Origin of the sequence: Nocardia sp. NPDC058058 (genome assembly GCF_042885355.1) — a bacterium.
Classification (GTDB): Bacteria; Actinomycetota; Actinomycetes; order Mycobacteriales; family Mycobacteriaceae; genus Nocardia.
The window spans coordinates 865,144-883,395 of sequence record NZ_JBHVSA010000001.1 but is presented as its reverse complement, the minus strand read 5'-3'; the positions used below and the strand labels follow the sequence as shown (position 1 = coordinate 883,395).

16 protein-coding genes are annotated in these 18,252 nt (G+C 66.8%); 6 read left to right on the top strand and 10 right to left on the bottom strand.

The genetic code is table 11. From position 1 onward, the window contains the following. Positions 1–28: 28 nt before the first annotated feature. From ACFVUS_RS03945 to fadD11, 3 genes are all read right to left on the bottom strand, one after another. Entirely contained in the window at positions 29–685 is a 657-nt protein-coding gene (locus ACFVUS_RS03945; RefSeq protein ID WP_387761653.1) for an enoyl-CoA hydratase-related protein, read from the bottom strand. Beyond that, the gene (locus tag ACFVUS_RS03940) at positions 682–1,317 is read right to left on the bottom strand and encodes a helix-turn-helix domain-containing protein (protein ID WP_387761652.1); all 636 of its coding nucleotides are present in this window, start codon (positions 1,315–1,317) and stop codon (positions 682–684) included. The genes ACFVUS_RS03945 and ACFVUS_RS03940 overlap by 4 nt, the downstream gene beginning before the upstream one ends. A 101-nt stretch (positions 1,318–1,418) precedes the next feature. Beyond that, on the bottom strand, positions 1,419–3,233 hold the full coding sequence (gene fadD11, locus ACFVUS_RS03935) for a fatty acid--CoA ligase FadD11 (protein ID WP_387761651.1): 1,815 nt from the start codon (positions 3,231–3,233) through the stop codon (positions 1,419–1,421). Positions 3,234–3,436: 203 nt separating this feature from the next. On the opposite strand from fadD11, the gene ACFVUS_RS03930 reads away from it, so the two are divergent. From ACFVUS_RS03930 to ACFVUS_RS03915, 4 genes are all read left to right on the top strand, one after another. Next, positions 3,437–4,816, top strand: a complete 1,380-nt coding sequence (locus ACFVUS_RS03930; RefSeq protein ID WP_387761650.1) for an MFS transporter — start codon at positions 3,437–3,439, stop codon at positions 4,814–4,816. Positions 4,817–4,888: 72 nt separating this feature from the next. Then, entirely contained in the window at positions 4,889–5,548 is a 660-nt protein-coding gene (locus ACFVUS_RS03925) for a response regulator transcription factor (RefSeq protein WP_387761649.1), read from the top strand. An 86-nt stretch (positions 5,549–5,634) separates the two neighbouring features. Next, positions 5,635–7,203 (top strand): sensor histidine kinase, encoded by a 1,569-nt coding sequence (locus tag ACFVUS_RS03920; protein ID WP_387761648.1) that lies wholly within the window; start codon positions 5,635–5,637, stop codon positions 7,201–7,203. Positions 7,204–7,333: 130 nt separating this feature from the next. Continuing rightward, the gene (locus ACFVUS_RS03915; protein WP_387761647.1) at positions 7,334–8,248 is read left to right on the top strand and encodes a TAXI family TRAP transporter solute-binding subunit; all 915 of its coding nucleotides are present in this window, start codon (positions 7,334–7,336) and stop codon (positions 8,246–8,248) included. A 223-nt stretch (positions 8,249–8,471) separates the two neighbouring features. Here ACFVUS_RS03915 and ACFVUS_RS03910 read toward each other — a convergent pair whose 3' ends face one another. The 3 genes from ACFVUS_RS03910 to ACFVUS_RS03900 form a co-directional block, all read right to left on the bottom strand. After that, a complete protein-coding gene (locus ACFVUS_RS03910) occupies positions 8,472–9,827 on the bottom strand; it encodes an SPFH domain-containing protein (protein WP_387761646.1) in 1,356 nt (451 codons plus the stop codon). A gap of 73 nt (positions 9,828–9,900) precedes the next feature. Then, the gene (locus tag ACFVUS_RS03905) at positions 9,901–10,551 is read right to left on the bottom strand and encodes a response regulator (protein ID WP_387761645.1); all 651 of its coding nucleotides are present in this window, start codon (positions 10,549–10,551) and stop codon (positions 9,901–9,903) included. After that, entirely contained in the window at positions 10,548–11,813 is a 1,266-nt protein-coding gene (locus ACFVUS_RS03900) for a sensor histidine kinase (RefSeq protein WP_387761644.1), read from the bottom strand. The genes ACFVUS_RS03905 and ACFVUS_RS03900 overlap by 4 nt, the downstream gene beginning before the upstream one ends. 68 nt (positions 11,814–11,881) lie before the next feature. Between ACFVUS_RS03900 and ACFVUS_RS03895 the strand changes: the two genes are divergently transcribed. Beyond that, on the top strand, positions 11,882–12,964 hold the full coding sequence (locus tag ACFVUS_RS03895) for an SDR family NAD(P)-dependent oxidoreductase (RefSeq protein ID WP_387761643.1): 1,083 nt from the start codon (positions 11,882–11,884) through the stop codon (positions 12,962–12,964). A 407-nt stretch (positions 12,965–13,371) separates the two neighbouring features. Here ACFVUS_RS03895 and ACFVUS_RS03890 read toward each other — a convergent pair whose 3' ends face one another. Both ACFVUS_RS03890 and ACFVUS_RS03885 read right to left on the bottom strand, forming a co-directional pair. Further along, positions 13,372–14,886, bottom strand: coding sequence for a hypothetical protein (locus ACFVUS_RS03890; protein ID WP_387761642.1), 1,515 nt, complete (start codon positions 14,884–14,886; stop codon positions 13,372–13,374). A gap of 134 nt (positions 14,887–15,020) precedes the next feature. Beyond that, entirely contained in the window at positions 15,021–15,893 is an 873-nt protein-coding gene (locus ACFVUS_RS03885; protein WP_387761641.1) for an endonuclease/exonuclease/phosphatase family protein, read from the bottom strand. A gap of 58 nt (positions 15,894–15,951) precedes the next feature. Between ACFVUS_RS03885 and ACFVUS_RS03880 the strand changes: the two genes are divergently transcribed. Beyond that, positions 15,952–16,806 carry an alpha/beta fold hydrolase gene (locus tag ACFVUS_RS03880; protein WP_387761640.1) on the top strand — a complete coding sequence of 285 codons (855 nt, stop codon included), beginning with the start codon at positions 15,952–15,954 and terminating at the stop codon, positions 16,804–16,806. Between the two features lie 46 nt (positions 16,807–16,852). Here the strand turns inward: ACFVUS_RS03880 and ACFVUS_RS03875 are convergent, their stop codons facing one another. Both ACFVUS_RS03875 and ACFVUS_RS03870 read right to left on the bottom strand, forming a co-directional pair. Next, complete coding sequence (locus ACFVUS_RS03875; RefSeq protein ID WP_387761639.1) at positions 16,853–17,383, bottom strand: hypothetical protein; 531 nt, start codon at positions 17,381–17,383, stop codon at positions 16,853–16,855. A gap of 1 nt (position 17,384) precedes the next feature. Then, positions 17,385–18,131: a hypothetical protein gene (locus ACFVUS_RS03870; protein WP_387761638.1), complete on the bottom strand. Its 747-nt coding sequence runs from the start codon at positions 18,129–18,131 to the stop codon at positions 17,385–17,387. Positions 18,132–18,252 lie beyond the last annotated feature (121 nt).

The window sequence follows — 18,252 nt, the reverse complement described above, 5'->3', positions numbered from 1 at the left end:
ACCGCCGGGGCGGAACCGTGCGGTTCGGTCAGGGGTTGGTCAGCGCGGTGACCGCCCCGGCGAACATGACGCTCTTGATCGCACCGAGCGTGCTCTGATCCTTGGCTCCGAGCGGGGTGAGTACGGCCACCGCGGCGTCCAGTACCTCGGCTTCGGGTGCGGTGGCGTCGATGAGTTCGTATTCCACGGCTTCGGGTGCCGGGAAGCGCCGCCCGGTGGTCATGGACGCGACGGCCGCGCGCGGGGTGAGTTTGCCCTGGATGAGCGCGGCCATGCCCTTGGTGAACGGGATGCGGATATCGGCTTCGGGGAAGCAGAAATAGCCGCGGTCCGCGCGCATGAGGCGGAAATCGTGGGCGATGGCGAGCATGGCGCCCGCGCCGAAGGCGTGTCCGGGCAGGGCGGCGGCGGTGGGCAGCGGGAAGGTGAGCATGCGCGCCAGCAGCGCCTGCACCTGTGCCACATACCAATCTGCGCGTTCACCGTTGGCCGAGAGCCATTCCAGGTCCAGGCCGTTGGAGTAGAACTTGCCACTGCCGGTGGTGATGAGCGCGTGTGAGCCGTCGCCGAGCACGGTGTCCAGGGCGGTGTTGATCGCCTCGAGGCGTTCGGGGGTGAAGCGGTTCTCGTCGTCGCCGAGGTCCAGGACGGCGATCTTGTCGCGGTGGGTCAGGGTGATGCTCATGCGGGTTCCTTCGGATCGATGGGTGACGGTGGTGTTCGTGGTGCGGGTCCGACCGCGAGGACCGCGCGCACCGCGGCGCGCAGATGTTCGCGGGCGGTGGGGTCGGCGAGTCGGTCGCGGCGCAGCAGGATGGCGGTGGGCAGATCGACCAGGCAGGTGGTGATGGCGTCGACGGCGCGCGCGTCCTTGCGGCCCCACAGGTCCAGGGCCAGGCGTTTCATCAGTTCGATGAGGGAGCGTTCGAGTCCGGTGAGCTCATCGGCGACTTCGGCGGGCAGGTCATCGCCGAGCAGGTCGCCGCGGCGCACGGTGAGCAGCATGCGTGAGGACGCGGGAAAGCGTTGTGCGAAGACCGCGGGCGCGTCGGCGGCGGCCACCACGGCCTCGACGCCGCCGCCGTCATGGGCGTCGATGAGTTCGAGCTGTACCGCGCCGAAGCGGCGGGCGGCGCGAATCCAGGTGCGCCCCAACAGTTCCGAGCGTGACCCGAAGGTGTGGTAGATGGCCCCGTTCGATACCCCGGTGGCGGTGGCGACCGCGCGAATGGTGACCGCGCTCGCCCCGCCGTGTGCGGCCAGGGTTTCGGCGGCGTCCAGGACCGTGCCGGGATCGTGGGTGCGGGGGCGGGGCATAGTCGAAACATAACAGAGCAAGCGCTCTGTTACGAGTGTGGTGTGCGGCACCCGCCCGTGAGCGGGTGCCGCCGTATCGGATTCACCTGCGGCAATGCCCCTTACGCGGGCGTGGAGGCCTGTTCGGTGCTCGGTTCGTGTACGTCGGTGTCGCGGTCGGGGGCGTACATGCGCTCGATATCGGCGGCGTATTTGTCCGCGATCGGATTGCGGCGCAGTTTCATGGTCAACGTGATCTCGTCTCCGCCGGGTTCCCAGAACACGGGCAGGATGACGAATCGTTTGATCTGCTCCACGCGGGACAGATGCGTGTTCCCGGCGGCGACTCCGCGTGCGATCTCGGCGATCACTTCCGGGTGCGCGACCAGCGACGCCGCCGAGGCATCGGTCAGATTGTGTTGTGCGGCATAGGGTTCGGCGGATTCGGCGTCCAGGACGATGAGTGCGGTGTTGTAGGGCCGCCGGTCCCCGATGGTGGCCAGCGCACCGATGAGGGGGGTGGCGGCTTTGATGGTGTTCTCGATATTGGCCGGGGACATGTTCTTGCCGCCGGAGTTGATGATCAGTTCCTTCTTGCGGTCCACCACGCGCAGATAGCCGTCCGCGTCCTGGGTGACGATATCGCCGGTGGCGAGCCAGCCATCGGTCAACGCTTCGGCGGTTTTGCCGGGCTCGCCGCGGTATTCGCGCATCACCAGGGGTCCGCGCACCAGGAATTCGCCGTCCTCGGCGATTGTGGATTCGAGTCCGGGTAGCAGTTTGCCCACGGTGCCCAGGCGTGCCTGGGTGGGTGGGCTGACGCTGGCCACACAGGTCAGTTCGGACATGCCCCACACTTCGGAGATGGGGATGCCGAGCCCGAAGAAGAAGCCGAGTGTTTCCGCCGGTATCGGCGCGGCCCCCGATAGCGCCCATTTGAGTTGATCCAGGCCGAGTTTGGCGCGCAATGCCGAGAGCACCAGTTCATCGGCTTTGGCCCATTCGGCGGCCTGCACGTCATCGAGTGGCACGCCCGCCAATTGCGCTTGGGCTTTGCGGTCGGCGACCTCGAGCGCCCAGGCCAGCGCGGCCTTGCGCGCGGGATCGGTTTCGCCCGCGACCGCGAATTCCACTCCCGCCTTGAGCTTTTCCCACACCCGGGGCACCGCGCCCCAGATGGTGGGCCGCACATCGACCAGCGCGGCACCCAATAGCGCGCGATCGGGTACCGCGGTGATCTGACTGCCGAAGTATTCGTGCAGATACAGCCCGGTCACCCGGTCGGCCATATGGGCGCTGGGCAGATACGAGGTGATGCGGTCCCCGAATTCGACGGGCATCACCGAGGCGTAGGCCTGGCATTCGAAGCTCAGGTTGGCGTGGGAGATCTCCACGCCTTTGGGATTGCCGGTGGTGCCCGAGGTGTAGCACAGGGTCACGATGTCGTCCCCGGTGACGGCTTGCCAGGTGGCGTCGAAGTCGAAGTCCGAGCGCGCGAGGCAGGTCAGTTGCGCCACCGAGAGTGTGCCGGGCACCGCGTGATCCACGCACACGATCGTCTCGATCGGCACCCCCGAGGCCCGGATGCGGTCCACGTACTGGGCTTCGCAGATGACGATCCGGTTCCCGGCGTTGGTGAACACATAGTTCAACTGTTGCGCGGTCAGGGTGTTGTACACCGAGAACGAGGTCGCGCCCGCGTGCTGTGCGCCCACTTCCAGGGGATAGAACTCGACCCGGTTGGCCATCATCAATGCCACGGTGTCCCCGCGCCCGACCCCCAGTGCCGCCAGACCCCCGGCCACCGCGCGCACCTGCGCCGCGTACTGCCCCCAGCTCAGCGACTGGTCCCCGCCGATCGAGCGCACCGCGATCGCCTCGGGGTCGATGGCCGCGGTCGCCTGGAACGCTGCCGGGGCCGTAATCATTTCTGCCATAACACTTCTCGATCCACTCACCAGCATGCTCTCTCAGACAGTAGAGGCTGTGGCGTGTCGCGCGCAGATGTTTGCGCGCATCGCCGCCGGGCGGTGATCGTCCTAAGGGAGCGTTAGGAAACCCGATGATGGCTTCTGTGCGGCTGTGTCGCGGGCCACAGTGGGTGCGGGATGCGATGAGGCTCCCGTGGAAGGAGTGTCCGGTGACCGACATCAAACTCGGCGGGGAGCGCCGGGTCGTGGCGAATGTCCTGCGCGGCTCGATCGGCAATCTGGTCGAATGGTACGACTGGTATGTCTATGCGGCGTTCAGCGTGTATTTCGCGAAATCGTTCTTCCCCGACGGGGATCCGACCGCGCAATTGCTGTCCACCGCCGCGGTGTTCGCGGTCGGATTCCTGATGCGCCCGATCGGCGGCTGGGCGCTGGGCCGGTACGCGGACCGGTTCGGGCGGCGCGCGGCTTTGACGCTGTCGGTGACGGTGATGGCGGCCGGATCGCTGATCATCGCCGCGACCCCCTCGTATGCGACGATCGGCTTGGCCGCACCGGTCATTCTGTTGCTGGCGCGACTTCTGCAGGGCTTGTCGGTCGGCGGGGAGTACGCCACCAGCGCCACCTATCTGTCCGAGGTCGCCTCGGCGGGCAAACGCGGGTTCTATTCCAGTTTCCAATACGTGACGCTGGTGGCCGGGCAGTTGACCGCACTCGGTGTGCAGTTGGTGCTGTTGCAGTTCCTGTCCTCGGCGCAAATGTATTCGTGGGGTTGGCGTATCCCATTCCTGATCGGCGCGTTCGGGGCGATCGTGGTGATGCTGCTGCGCCGCGGTATGGACGAGTCCGCATCGTTCCGCGCGGAATCGGCCGCGCCGCAGACGAAATCGAATCGCGGGTCGCTGCGGGTGCTGTTGCAGTATCCGCGCGAGTGCCTGCTGGTGGTGGGGTTGACCCTGGGTGGCACGGTCGCGTTCTACACGTACACCACCTATATGCAGAAATACATGGTCAATACCTCGGGTATTTCCAAGCCGACCGCGGCGTGGATCAATTTCGCGGCGCTGCTGGTGTTCGTGGTGTTGCAGCCGATCGCGGGCGCGCTCTCGGATCGCATCGGGCGGCGCAAACTGCTGATCACCTTCGGTGTGCTGGGCACCCTGGGCACGGTGCCGTTGATGACATTGCTGGGCGATACCCGCAATCCGTTCGCGGCGTTCGCGTTGATGCTCACCGCGCTGGTCATCATCACCGGTTACACCTCGATCAACGCGATCGTGAAAGCCGAACTGTTCCCGACGCGTATTCGCGCACTCGGTGTCGGATTGCCGTACGCGCTGACGGTCGCGATTTTCGGTGGCACGGCGGAAATGATCGCGCTGGCGTTGAAGAAGGCCGGGCACGAATCGCTGTACTTCTGGTATGTGTCCGCGTGCGTGCTGATCTCGCTGGTCACCTATTTCTTCATGCGCGAAACCTCCGCGGCCTCCACGATCGATGCCGAGGACAATTCCGCCGCGGCCGAGCCCGAGACGACGGTGAGCGGCGCGGTCTCCGAGCCCGCGCCGAAGCTGACCCCCGCACGCTGAGTTCCCCGGTCACCGGGCTCGCGCCGAGCCCGGTGACTTTCGCGTTCCCGTAGCACTGAAAGAATCCGGTCCATGCGCCTTGCGGTAGTCGAAGATGACGACGGGGTCGGTGACGCCCTGGTCGAGGCGTTCACCGCGCGCGGATTGCAGGCGACCCGGATGCGCCGCGGCGCGGATCTGCTGACCGCGCATCGCGGATATGACGCGATCATTCTGGATTTGGGGCTGCCCGACGCGGATGGGCTCACGGTGCTGCGGCAATTGCGGGAAGTGAGCGCGGTACCGGTGGTGATCCTGACCGCCCGCAATGACGAACGTTCCATCGTGCGCGGATTACGCGGCGGCGCGGACGATTACGTGGTCAAACCGGCGCGCATTTCCGAATTGCTGGCGCGCATCGAGAATGTGACCCGCCGTGCCGGGGCAGTGACCGCGCCACCGCGGCGCACGGTCGAGTCCGGGGATGTGCGGGTGGATCTGGGTGCGCGCCGGGTCGAGGTCGCCGGGGTCGATATCGGGTTGACGCCCAAGGAGTTCGAGCTCGTGGAGGCACTGGTGGAGCGGCCCGGTGCGGCGGTGAGCCGACAGCAGTTGATGGATCGCATCTGGGGTGACGCGTTCGTGGCGGTCTCACGTTCACTCGATGTGCATATGACCGGGTTGCGCGCCAAACTCGATCGGCCCGGCCTGATCACCACCATTCGCGGTTACGGCTACCGCTGGGGTGAGTAGGTGCACTCACCACCGGCCAGCGGCACTCCGATCGCATCCGGCGACGCGGTGAGTCGATTCGTGAACGCCGAGGCGGTGATTCGCTGATGCGCCGCCGCCTGTTGATCGCGTTGACCGTGTTCGCCACCGTCGCGGTGCTCGCGTTCGCGATCCCGCTGTGCCTGACCGCGGCCACCAGTCGCACCCAGGAATTGATCCTGGGCCGCACCGGGGATGCGGACCGGTTGGCCGCGCTCGCGGTGACCGCCGCCGCCACCGGCGACAATCGCGCCCTGACCATGCAGGTGGACCGCTATCACGATCTGTACGGGGAACCGGTGCTGGTGATCGACGGGCGCGGCACCCCGATCGTGAATGCCGGTGTGAATCAGCAGGATCCGGTCGTGGCGACCGCGTTGAGCGCCGCGCGCCGCAATCAGCGCACCGCCACCGTGCAACGGCTGACCCCGTGGTCGAGCACCGGACTGTTGATCGCACGCCCCGTCGGCAGCGACACCCACGTGGACGGCGCGGTACTGATCGAGGCCTCCACCGCCACCGCCTGCACCGATATCACCCGGGTGTGGGCAATCGTCACGGTCGGCGGCTTGGCGGCCATGGCCCTGTTCACCGCACTGGCCCTGGTGCTGTCGCGCTGGGTGCTGCGCCCGCTGGCCGGACTCTCCGGATCGGTCGCCGAACTCACCGCCACCCTGCCCAAACCCCGCACCGCCACCCCCGTCACCCGCCACCACGGCGGCCCACCCGAACTCCGCGCGGTCGCCGAATCCTTCGACACCATGGCCCTGGCGGTGCGCGATTCGGCCCGCGCCCAGCGCCGCCTCGTCGACGACACCGCCCACGCCATGCGAAACCCACTGGCCGCGTTGACCATTCGCCTGGACTCCCTCGAACCCGGCATCTCGGAGACAGCACTGCCCACCTTGCACGGCGCGACCCGCGAGGTAGAGCGCCTCACCGCACTGCTGGACGGCCTGCTCGATCTCGCGGTCGCCGAGGGCACCGATTTCGACCCCACCCGAGCCCCGACCACCGACCACTGTGACCCCGACACTGTCATCGACGACCGCATCGACGCCTGGCAGACCGCATTCGAACACTCCAAGCAGATCCTGGTGCGAGCCCCGTCGGACAGCATGCCCGCGGCGGTGACCGAGTCGACGGCACCGGACACCACTGCGGCAGTGACCAGCCCGAACGAGGCCGTCTCGGCAGACTCCACATCCCACAGCGACGGCGGGCAGGGTGAGAGCACCCCGCGAGGCGACCTATTCGCGTGGCCTGCTTCGACGCACCACGCCACCGAAATCGCGGTCTCGGCGGATGTGCTGGCGCAGATTCTCGATGTGGCGCTGAGCAATTCCTGCCGATACGCGGGCCTGGGCTCGACCACCTACCTGAGCGTGAGCACCGAACCCGGATGGGTGATCGTCACCGTCACCGATGACGGTGTCGGTGTGCCCACCGCCGAACTCGCCGAACTGACCACCCGGTTCTACCGAGGCTCATCCGCGGACGGGATCGGCGGATCCGGCTTGGGTCTGCCGATCGCGGCCGCACTGACAACGTCGCGCCACGGCACACTGACGCTGCGCCCGGTGCGACCGCACGGCCTGTCGGTCATCGTGCGCCTGCCCGTGGGGAAGCCGCGATGACCGCACCGCAATCGCGCACGAGCGCCGCCGGGCGAGGGTCGCGAATTCCGTCCGAACGCACACGCCGGGCCGTCGCATCGCTCGATGCGGTATTCCACTCTCCCACAGCATCTTTCGCTGGCGGTCAGCGATGATCGGGCGACGTGGATTCCTGCGCGGCGCGGGTGCGCTCACGGCCGGGGCCGTACTATCGGGCACGCTCGGGGGATGCGCGAGCGATGAGACAACTGTGCGCATGGCGGCGGGGGAGTCGGGTGGGTTCTATTACGCCTTCGCGCAGCTGCTTTCACGGACCGCGGCGGGGTCCGGAGTACGGATCGAGGTGGTGAGCACCGCCGGGTCGGTCGACAATTTGGAGTTGCTGGCGCGTGGGGGAGCCGAGGTGGGGTTGGTGCTGGCCGATTCGGTGGCCGACAGCGGTGATCCGCCGCCTGCGATCGGGCGCGTGTACGAGAACTACCTCCAGGTGGCGGTGGCCGCGGACGGGCCGATTCGAAGCCCCGGTGATATGCGGGGTGCGCGAATCAATGTGGGGGCCACCGGGTCCGGGGCCGCTCATACCGGGGAGAAATTGCTGTCGGCGGCCGGTTTGAGCCCGGCCGAGGTGACCGCGACGCATCTGCCGCTCGCCGAGGCCGTCACCGCATTGCGACAGGGGCGCATCGACGCACTGCTGTGGGCGGGTGGGGTGCCCACGCCGGCGCTGGCCGATCCCGGGGTGCGGCTGCTGGATCTGGGGTCGCTGACCGAACCGATGCGTGAGCGGTTCGGATACCTGTACGACCCGGTGCTGATTCCGGCGGGCACCTATCCCGGCTCGCCCGCCGTGCACACCATCGGGGTGGCGAATCTGCTGGTCGCGGCGCCCACGCTGGCGGACTCGACCGCGCGGGCGCTCACCGAAGTGCTGCTCGCGCACGCTGATTCGCTGGTGCCCGCCGAAGCCGCGGGTACCCAGTTCCTGGATGCCCGGTCCCTGATCGGGACGGGTACGGTGCCACTGCATCCGGGTGCGGCGGCCGCCTACCGCCGACACCACGGGTGACCCCGCACCCGCACCCGCACCCGCACCCGCACCCGAGGTCGCCCTACCCCTACGCGCTGTAGGCGCGAATTGGGTACGACTGAAGTCACGACAAACGGCACGACTTCGAGTACGACCTTAGCTCCGCCCGAGTGTTGGCTCCCCCTGACTGTGTGTCGATTGTGCTGTGCCGCACCATGTTCGCCGCGAATGCCCCGACCCCGGGGCAGACCGTCCGGTGATCTCAGCTCGTCGGTGACTGCCGTACCGCATCGACGATTTCGGTGAGCTGGGCGATGATGCCGGTCAATCCGGTGGTGTCGCCACCGATCTGCACCGATTTGAGTTCCGCGGGCGCGGGCATGCGGGACACGATCGCCGGAAGTGACTGCACCAGCTGAGCTTGGATATTGGTCGCGCTGCGACCGTTGGCATTGTCGATACCGACCTTGTCGCGTTCGAGCACCAGTAGTTGTTCCTCGTGCGCGGCGCGCGTACGTGCCTGCGCCAACGCCAATTCCGCCTCGAGCTGTTGGCGCGCGAGCTCGTGTTGCAGCCGGGTGTTCTCGACCTGTTCGGCATGGCGTTCGCGTTCCAGGCGCAAGGCCTGCAACGCGGTCTCCTGGGCGAGTTCGGCGACCGCGCGCTCGTCATCGTGTTCACGGTTGGTGCGCCGCAACGCTTCCACCGCGTCGCGATCGAAGCGCGCGGCCTCATTGCGGGCCCGCAGTTCGGCCAGTTCACGTTCGTTCTCGATCCGACGTTCCTCGGTGGTGCGCGCGACCGCGACCTGCCGCTCCGAGACCGACTGCTGGGCTTCGAGTTCGGCCAGCCGCGCAACCCGATCCTGTTCACTGCGGTACGGCCGTTGCAGGTTCTCCCACAGTGTGTTCGAGGACACCACCGCCTCTTTGATCTGCACGGTCACGATATTCAACCCGAGCCCGCGATCGTTGCGGCCCTCCCCGCCGCTGCCTTCGGCCACGGTGCGCAGGCGCGCGGTGAGCTCCTCGATAATGGGTTGTTTATCGCTGAGCACATCGCGCACCGCCATGGTGGACACCTTGTCCTTGATGGCCGCCTCGGCCTGCTCGCGCAATTGCACATTCACCAGCCGCATCGGATCCTCGGCATCGGAGAAGTCGAGTTTGCGGTAGGCGGTGGCGAAATCGTCGATGATCCACTGCACATACCCCTGCACGAGGACGCCCTGCAATTCCTTGCAGATGCAGTAGGCGTTGATCAAAATCGTCTGAATCGCGCCCGGCACCACCAGATACGAGTCGGTGGCCGGATCGAACCGGAACGACACCCCCACCCCGATGTGCAGGGGTTCGGGCCGCCCACGCCGGGTGTGCACCACGAACGCGTTCGGCGGCACCAGCACCGTCTGCCACCGCCAGAATCCGGTGATGCGCACATCGACCGGTCCCTGCGCGGGCGTCTCCCGCACGGGCCCGATCCGCCCGGCCCGTTTACCCAGGGCGCCGCGACCGGGCGCGCCCGCGGATTCGGCGCGCGCGGGCCCGGATCGCAGATCCTCCTCCAGCGCCGCCTGCTGTGCCACCACTTGGTCGAGATAATTGTTCTTGGCTGCCATGGGCGCACGTTACCGTCGCAAACCGCTGCGGCCCAGCGATTTTCGCGCCGCCCAGCGGTGGCGCGGCAGGCGGTCAGGACAGTCGCGCACCGAGCAGCGCCAGCTGTAACCGGTTGGCGGTCCCGGTCTTGCTCAGCAGATTGGTGATGTGGGTTTTGACCGTGGTGACACCCACGTGCAAGCGCACCGCGATCTCGGCATTGCCCAATCCGTCCGCCAGCAGCGCCAGCACCTCGGTTTCGCGGGGTGTGAGCCCCGACATGGGGTTCGGTCCGGTCGATGGTGGCGCGGGTGTGGTGCGAGCCTGCACGGCGGCCTCGACCACGCGCTGCAATATCTCGGGCGTGAAGGCCTGCTCGCCCGCGGCGGCCCGATGGATGCCCGCCAGCAGTTCCGCCGGTGAGGCGTCCTTGACCAGGAATCCGGCGGCTCCGGCCGCGAGCGCGGGATACAGGTGGTCGTCATCGTCGAAGGTGGTCAGCACCAGCACCCGGGTGGCGGGCCGGGCAGCGAGAATCGCGGCGGTGGCGCGGATGCCATCCATACCGGGCATCCGCAGATCCATCAGCACCACCTCGGGTGCGAGCTGTTCGGCCAGCCGAATCGCCTCCCGCCCGGTGGCGGCTTCACCCACGACCTCGAGCGCGGGATCGGTATGGCACAGCATGCGCAGCCCGGCCCGCACCAACTGCTGATCATCGACGATCAGAACGCGCACACTCATGCGGGCACCCGCGCTCCCAGGGGCAGGCGCGCACGGAGCCGCCACCCCGGATGCGCGGGCGCGGCCTCGAACTCCCCACCGAGTAACTCCACGCGTTCGCGCAATCCCACCAACCCCAATCCCCGGCCGTCCGTCTCACCGGGCAGCGCAGCGGCGGCGACGATCATTCCCGAACCCTGCGACGACATCACCGATGTACCCGAACTCGCCGGATGCCGGGTGTGCCCACTCGCCCGCCCGGAACCATGCGGCCGCCGGGAACCGTTGTCGCGCAACACGAACACCACCTCGTCCGCGTCCGCGTCGATGCGCAGATCCGCGGTGACATCGGTGCCGGCGTGCGCGGCGATATTGGCGATACCCTCCTGGGTCAGGCGCAGCAGGGTCAGTGCGGACACCGCGTCGATCTCACCGGCACGCTCATCGATCACACAGTCCACGGTGATACCCAGCGCGCGGGCGCGTTCGGCGACCGCGCGCACGGTGACCGGCAGATCGGCGGGGGAGAGGAACGCCTCACCCGTCATATCCGGATCCCGCAGGATCGACACCAGGCGGCGCAGATCGGCCAGGGTTTCGCGGCCACTGGCATGAATCTCGTCCAGCACCTGCAACACCGGCGCGGGTGCGTCGGGCAGCGCGTGCCGAGCCACACCCACCCGCAACACCGTCGAGGACACGTGATGGGCGATCAGATCGTGCAGTTCGCGCGCGATGGCGGTGCGTTCGAGCGCGCGTGCGGCCGCGACCTCACTATCGCGCCGCCGCGCCACTTCCACCGCCACCCGGCGGGCCTCGACCGCGGATCGGTGTGTGGCACGCAGCAATCCACCCAGCAACAACGGCGCGCCCGCCATCACCACCGCGCGATACCCGTTGGCCGCGAACTCACCACTGGGATGCAGCAGGTACACCGCCGCCAGCACGCCGGCCCCGAGGTAGGGCTGCCACTCATCGCGGCGCGCGGCCAATTCGGTCAGCGCAATCCCCGCACCCACCTTGGCGACCAGCGGTCCGGTGGAACCGAATTCGAACCCGGCCAGCAGCAGCGCGGAGGTCACCAATGCCGTGGCCAGCGGCCGACGCACACCTACGGCGGTGACGGCGACCGCGAGTAACGCGATGGCCCAATCGATTCCATTCGGCGCGGTGGACAGGAACAGCAGACAGCCCAGCGCGGGAATCAACAGCACCACCGCACGCACCGGAATGGCGCGCGGATCGAACCATGAGTCGACACCGTGCGCCCGTGCTTGATCCATCACAGCGATCATTGTGCGCGAATCGCGCCGAACCCGATTCCTCCGATCGGAGGAGAGGACTCATCCTCGTGGCCGATGGACGGGCTCGCGGACGGATTCGCTCGCGCCCCGCGCTCGACAAGCTCAATGCCATGACACGTGAGACCGGCCCCGACACGAACCCCACCTTCGGCCAGGACGACGACAGCGCCTCCGCGACAACGGCATCCGCACAGGCATCGGACTCGGCCGCACGCCCCGGCCCGAGTCGTCGCCGCATGCTCGGCGGTCTGGCCTCCGGACTGCTGGCGGGCGGTGCGGCCGGCCTCGCCGGTGGAATCGCGCTGGGAGCGAATTCGAATGCGCCGCAATACACCCCGGCCGCACGTCAGCGATTCACCGATAAGACCGTGCTCATCACCGGCGCGACCTCCGGGATCGGCGCGGCCGCGGCGCACCTGTTCGCCACCGAGGGCGCGCGCGTGGCGTTCTGTGGTCGCCGGGAGGATCGCGGGCGCGCGGTGGAGCGTGAGATCCGTTCCGCCGGTGGGGAAGCCACCTATTTCCGCGCCGATGTCCGCGACGAAGCTCAGGTGCGTGATTTCGTGGACGCCACGGTTCGGCGGTACGGCGGGTTGAATGTGGCGTTCAATAATGCCGGGGTCACCATTCAGAAGAAGCTGCACGAATACTCCGCCGAGGAGTTCGATCAGGTCCTGCACACCAATCTGCGCGGTACCTTCCTGGCCATCAAATATCAGGTGCCGCATCTGATTCGGGCAGGCGGCGGCACCATCGTGGTGACCTCGTCGAGCAACGCCATCGCCACCGATGCCGCCCGCGGTGCCTACACCGCCAGCAAACGCGGACTGGCGGGCCTGGTGCAGGCGGCCGCCTTGGATTACGCGGCGGACAATATTCGTATCAATACATTGATTCCCGGTACCACCGATACCGAGCTGGTACGGCGGGCAGCGGGTATGGAGGCGCTACCGGATGACGCATGGCAGGTGTTCATGAAACAGTGGGCCAAATCCAATATCCCGGGCCTGGGCAGGCTCGGCACACCGGCCGAGATCGCCGCGTTCGCGTTGACACTGGCCTCGGATGAGCATCCGTATCTCACGGGGGCGCAATTGGTCATCGACGGCGGTAAAACGGCGCACGCGTAGGGTCCAGCCACCCCACCTCATTTCGTCACTGTGACGAAATGTACTGCGCGGGAATGGGTTACGGGGGGAGCGGATCGGGGATATACCGGACCCGACACCTTGGACCTTAGGCGAAGACGGGAGCCATTCGGCCCCGATCCGCCATTTCGAGGCGATCCGGAAATTTTCCGGCGAATCCAGGGTTGGCCGAAAAATTAATTACGGCGGCGGTTTACGCCGTCCACGGCACCCGAGTCGAACCGGCGGCACACCCGCCGGATCGGGGCCGGAAATTCTGCCCGGATGTGACGACAGCCGCGAAAACGGCTGTCGCACAAGATCATTAAGCCCCTCACCCGCCGCCGTAAAACCACCGATAATCGACATTATGTCAAGTTACGGATTATGGGGTGGCTCCCCTCCGGAGCTCACCGACGCCAATAGTTGTCCGGCCCAGCCTGTTTCACCGCCGCCTCGGCCGCCGGGTCCAGCCACTGCTTGACCGCGATATCGGTGGCCAGGTTGATGTACAGGGCGGTGGATTTGAAAATGTAGCGGTGCGAGAGCGAACCCCAATTGGTGCGCACCGCCGATCCGGCGTCACTGTCGCACAGTGCCGAACCCGGCCCCTCGTTCGGGCACCAGATGGTCCAATCCTGCGGCTGACCCTTCATGGTGGTGTACAGCGCGGTCGCATCGGCGGCGGTGCCGAACGCGAACACGTTGATCGAGACCAGAATCCGATTCGACTGATCGATGTACGAACCCGCGACCTGCTTGGTGCACTGGTACTTGGTGAGGATCTGCTTCACGTTCTGGGACATGCCCTTGGTGACACAGTCCCGTACTCCCCCGGCCCGGCGCGTGTACTCCACGTTCTTGGCATCGCGGAACCGTTTGGGCAGCAGCCCGTCCTCGGTGAACGGGGTCTTATCGGTGCCTGCGGCGTCCAGGGACGCCGGATCGAACACCGGGGTGGTCGTCACCACGGGTGCCGCGACGGGTGCGGCCGCCTCGGTCGCTTCGGGCTCCCCCGACCGGACCGCGATCAACCCGATGACCGCGAGCAGTCCGGCCACCGCCAGCAGGATGCCCGCGATCCGGCCGCCCGGACTGCGCTGTGGCCGCGGAAAAGCGCCCACCGGCAAGGGTTTCAGGGTCGGGGCGGGCCGATCCACCACATCGAGCATTTCCATGCGGTAGGCCCCGCCGTCGGAGGTCAGGAAGGCCGCCTTCAACGCGATCAGCCACTCCTCCGGCGTGGGCTTGTGTTCGGGCGCGGCGGTATCGGCGCGATCGAACAGCATGCGCAGGCGCAGGTCGAGATCCTCGGGAATGCCGGGGGCCAGGAACAATCCGCAGCGGATGATATTGGCCAGTGCGAGCCTGCCCGCGAACTCCTCCTCCCCGAGGGCGGGCCGCAACCCGTCGCAGTCGATCAACTGGGCGCGGGGTTCGGTACGGCTCCAGGCCAGTTGCGGTTCGGCGATGCCGGGTAGTGCGAGATAGCGTTCCTCGAGGACCAGGAAGATATCGCAGACCCGGATCAGCACCCCGACGCGGAAGTACGCGGCGGCCGGGTGCTCCCCCACCAAATGGTCCAGGGTGCGGGGTGTGCCGTCCTCGCGCAGGAATTCGTCCGGTATCAGCGGCCGGATCACCCCCGCCAGGGCCTGGTCGCGCATGATCAGGTCGATGGGCCAGTTGATCGAGGTCGCCGCCCAGTCCCGCGAGCCGGGTTCGTCCTCGGCGGCGAGCACGATCTCCCGGCCCAGCAGCAGGGCCTGTTCGGCGAATCCGATACTGTCCGGATCGGTGATCGGCTCGGCGTATTTGCGGTAGATGCGGTCGCGGCCCTGCTGGTCCCGGCAGCGGAAGAGCTCACCGTCGATTCCGATGGCGCCCAGCGCGATCTCGTATTTCTCACCGGATTCCCCGGTCACCGAATATTCCGACACAGAAGCACCCCTCTGCTACGGCGGCCCCTGCACCGCCCTACTACGGCGGTTTCGAACTGTGCCATACCCGTCAAACCGGCACAATCGGACGAATCATATTGCCGGACTTGAGGAGTGAACTACTCCGGCCGCTGCGGCCAGGCGATATCGGCCATCAGACCGTAATGATCGCTCGCGATCGGCCCGGTGAGCGAATCATGGAAGGCGAAGTCGGTGTACAGGATTCGACCCGCACCGCCCGGGCGCAGGAACGGATCCCCCACCAGGATGTAGTCGATGCGCTGCGGCGGCACATTCAGGAAACGCGCCTGCGGATTGGTCAGCGGATCCAGGGTGTACCCGGGCTCGGTGGGCCGCAACGTCGACCAGGCGTCCACGTAATAGGTGCTGCGGCCCTCGATGACGGCATTGGCACCCAGATACCGCATCTCATCCGATTGCGGTTTGGCGTTGAAGTCACCGCACAGGATCGCGGGCATCGGGGTCGCGGGATCGCGGGTGGCCTTGATCGCGTCATCGATCGCCAGCACCTGGCGCACCCGGTGATACGCCTGCGCGGGCGGCGGGGCCAGATGCGTACTGAAGACATCGATTCCGGCGGTGTGCGCGTGCAACAGCTCGGCCTGCATCCGCCAGGAAGGATGCGAATCCGCCGGGTTCTCATCGAGCGGCAGCGCGAACACCCGATGGTTCTCGATCGGCCAGCGACTCAGCACCGCCGACCCGAACAGCAGACTGCGATCGGCCCAGGCTTCCTCGGGCAGCGGGTATCCCCCGAAGCACCAGTGCCAGCGTCCGGGTGCGGCGTTATCGGCGAGCCAGCCCGCGGTATTGGTGCCGGGTTCGGTCTCCCACACCTCTTGCAGGCACACCACATCGGGGTCCAGGCGTTCGAGCCAGGCCGCGATCTCGAACCGTCGTTTATCCCAGTGCGGTTCCAGCAGTGAGCCCATATTGAGCTGCGCGACCCGCAATACCTTGCCCTGCGACATACATTTCCTCACTCGCCCAAGGGATTCCAGCAACTGTAACGTGTTCTACTCTGGCGGGGTGGACATCACCTACGAGAACACCCGCCGCGAGATCAGCACCGACCAGGGCACCCTGCGCTACCACGAAGCCGGCGACGGCCCACCCCTGCTGCTGCTCCACGGATCCGGCATCGGCGTCTCCGGCTGGCGCAATTATCGCGGAAACCTCGCCGTCTTCGCCGAACACTTCCACTGCTACGTCCTGGAATTCCCCGGATTCGGCATCAGCGATCCGGTCCCCGGCGCACACCCGGTGCTCTCCGCGGTCGACTCGGTCATCCGCTTCATGGACGCACTGGGAATCGACAACGCCGCGGTGATCGGCAACTCCATGGGTGGAGTCGTCGCGGTCAATGTCGCGGTCAAACATCCCACCCGCATCAACAAGATCATCTCCATCGGCGGTGTCGGCACCGGCGTCTTCAGCGCCAACCCCAGCGAAGGCACCCGCCTCCTGCAGGAATTCGCCGACAACCCCAGCCGCGACGCACTCACCCGCTGGCTCAACTGCATGGTCTACGACCCCAAGACCGTCACCGCCGACATCATCGACGAACGCTGGGAAACCGCCGCCAACCCCGACTCACATCAAGCCCTCAAAGCCATGTACGGCTCCGAAGCCTTTGCGCTACAACAACAATTCCTCGCCAACGCACCCACCCCGCCCTACTGGGCCATGCTGCACAAGGTCACCTGCCCCACCCTGCTCGCCTGGGGCAAGGACGACCGGCAATGCCCACCCGATATGGCCATGATGCCGCTACGCCTCATCCCCGACAGCGAACTGCACATCTACCCCAAATGCGGACACTGGGTCATGATCGAAGCCAAACAGGCCTTCGAACGCACCAGCCTCGAATTCCTGCAACGCTGAACACCACCGGACGGTGCGGGCCGCCACGACCCGCACCCCGGCCGAACTACCAGACCAGCGTCTCGTGCGGGGTACGCACCCGCGCGAAGAACCGCTTACCGATCCGCGCACCGTCATGGTTGTAGCTGTTCAACAACGCCACCAACTCATCGGCCAACCGCTTCAACTCCGGACTCACACCCTCCGAGCCCACCCACTCCCCGGGCACACCCTCGATCGTGATCACGATCGCGTTCTCCGCAGGCGAACTCACCACCGAATAGGTGATCCCCCGCGGCGCATCCCTGATCACATCGTGCAGCGCGGGCTCATTCGGCCCCGGACCACCCACATGCGGCGCATCATCGAACACCACCCGCACGAAAGCGAGATCATCGCGAATCATCTCCGCGATCGACTCCAGATCCGCATGCCTGCCCACCCGCTCATACCGGGCACCATAGGAACGACCATCCATCGCCGCATGCGAATTCGACTTGGACAGAATGCGATCCAGCATCCGCTGAGCCGCCGCCCGCTCCCCCGCACCCGTCGACGGATGCTCGATCAACGCTCGCAGATGCGCGACCCGCGACATATCAGCGCTGACCGAACACGGTCGTCTGACACTCGGTCAGCAACGCCACGAACTCTCTCGCCTCCCCATCATCCAGTACCGCCCACACCGGAGCGATCAACTCATCGGTCAAAGCCTCCGCCTGCATCCAACGCCCCTTCAACTCTGGAGTGATTTCACCGAACGGCTCCGGCCAGCCATACAAACGCGCCTGATCCGGACCAGAACTCAACGGCGAACCCGCGACCAGCACCGCATCACGCGGCGCCAAACCACTCGCGCGCACCGCCATCAAATGCAAACCGCCGCGCAACTCACGCAGCGCGACGATCAAATGCAGAATCCGCGCCGGCGCATCCTCCGCTTGCGGCAACGCCCGCCACCCGGCGAACAACACCACACCCGCCGGATCCGCCGCGGACACCACCCTGTCCAACAATTCCGCCAGCCGATCCGCGCCCTCGAACGCCGCCAACTTGCGCCGCCCGAAATCCTGAGCCGCCTGAAGATACCCCTGCGCGGCCTTCGCGGCCGGTACCCCCGCCGTCGAGTCCCACGCTGCCCGAATCGAATCCGCCGGAAAGAAGCCGAACGCCGCGGTCACCACATCCGCGGGCACATCCCCCAGCACACCCCCGCGCCCCCGCGTATACGTCGGCATGAAACCCGGCACACCCACCTCCGCGGCGAAGGCCTTCGCCTCCCGGGAGAACATGAACCCCCCGCCGATCTGCTGAATCTGATCCTTCACCGCGGACGCTACCGACATGTCCGTTCCTCTCTGAGCGGAAAGCGCAATCCACCCGACCATATTTCACCGGTCGCGCACCCCCGCCGCACCCCCCGTCACACCGCCAAACAATCTCCGCTGCACGCACATTCGAAAATCG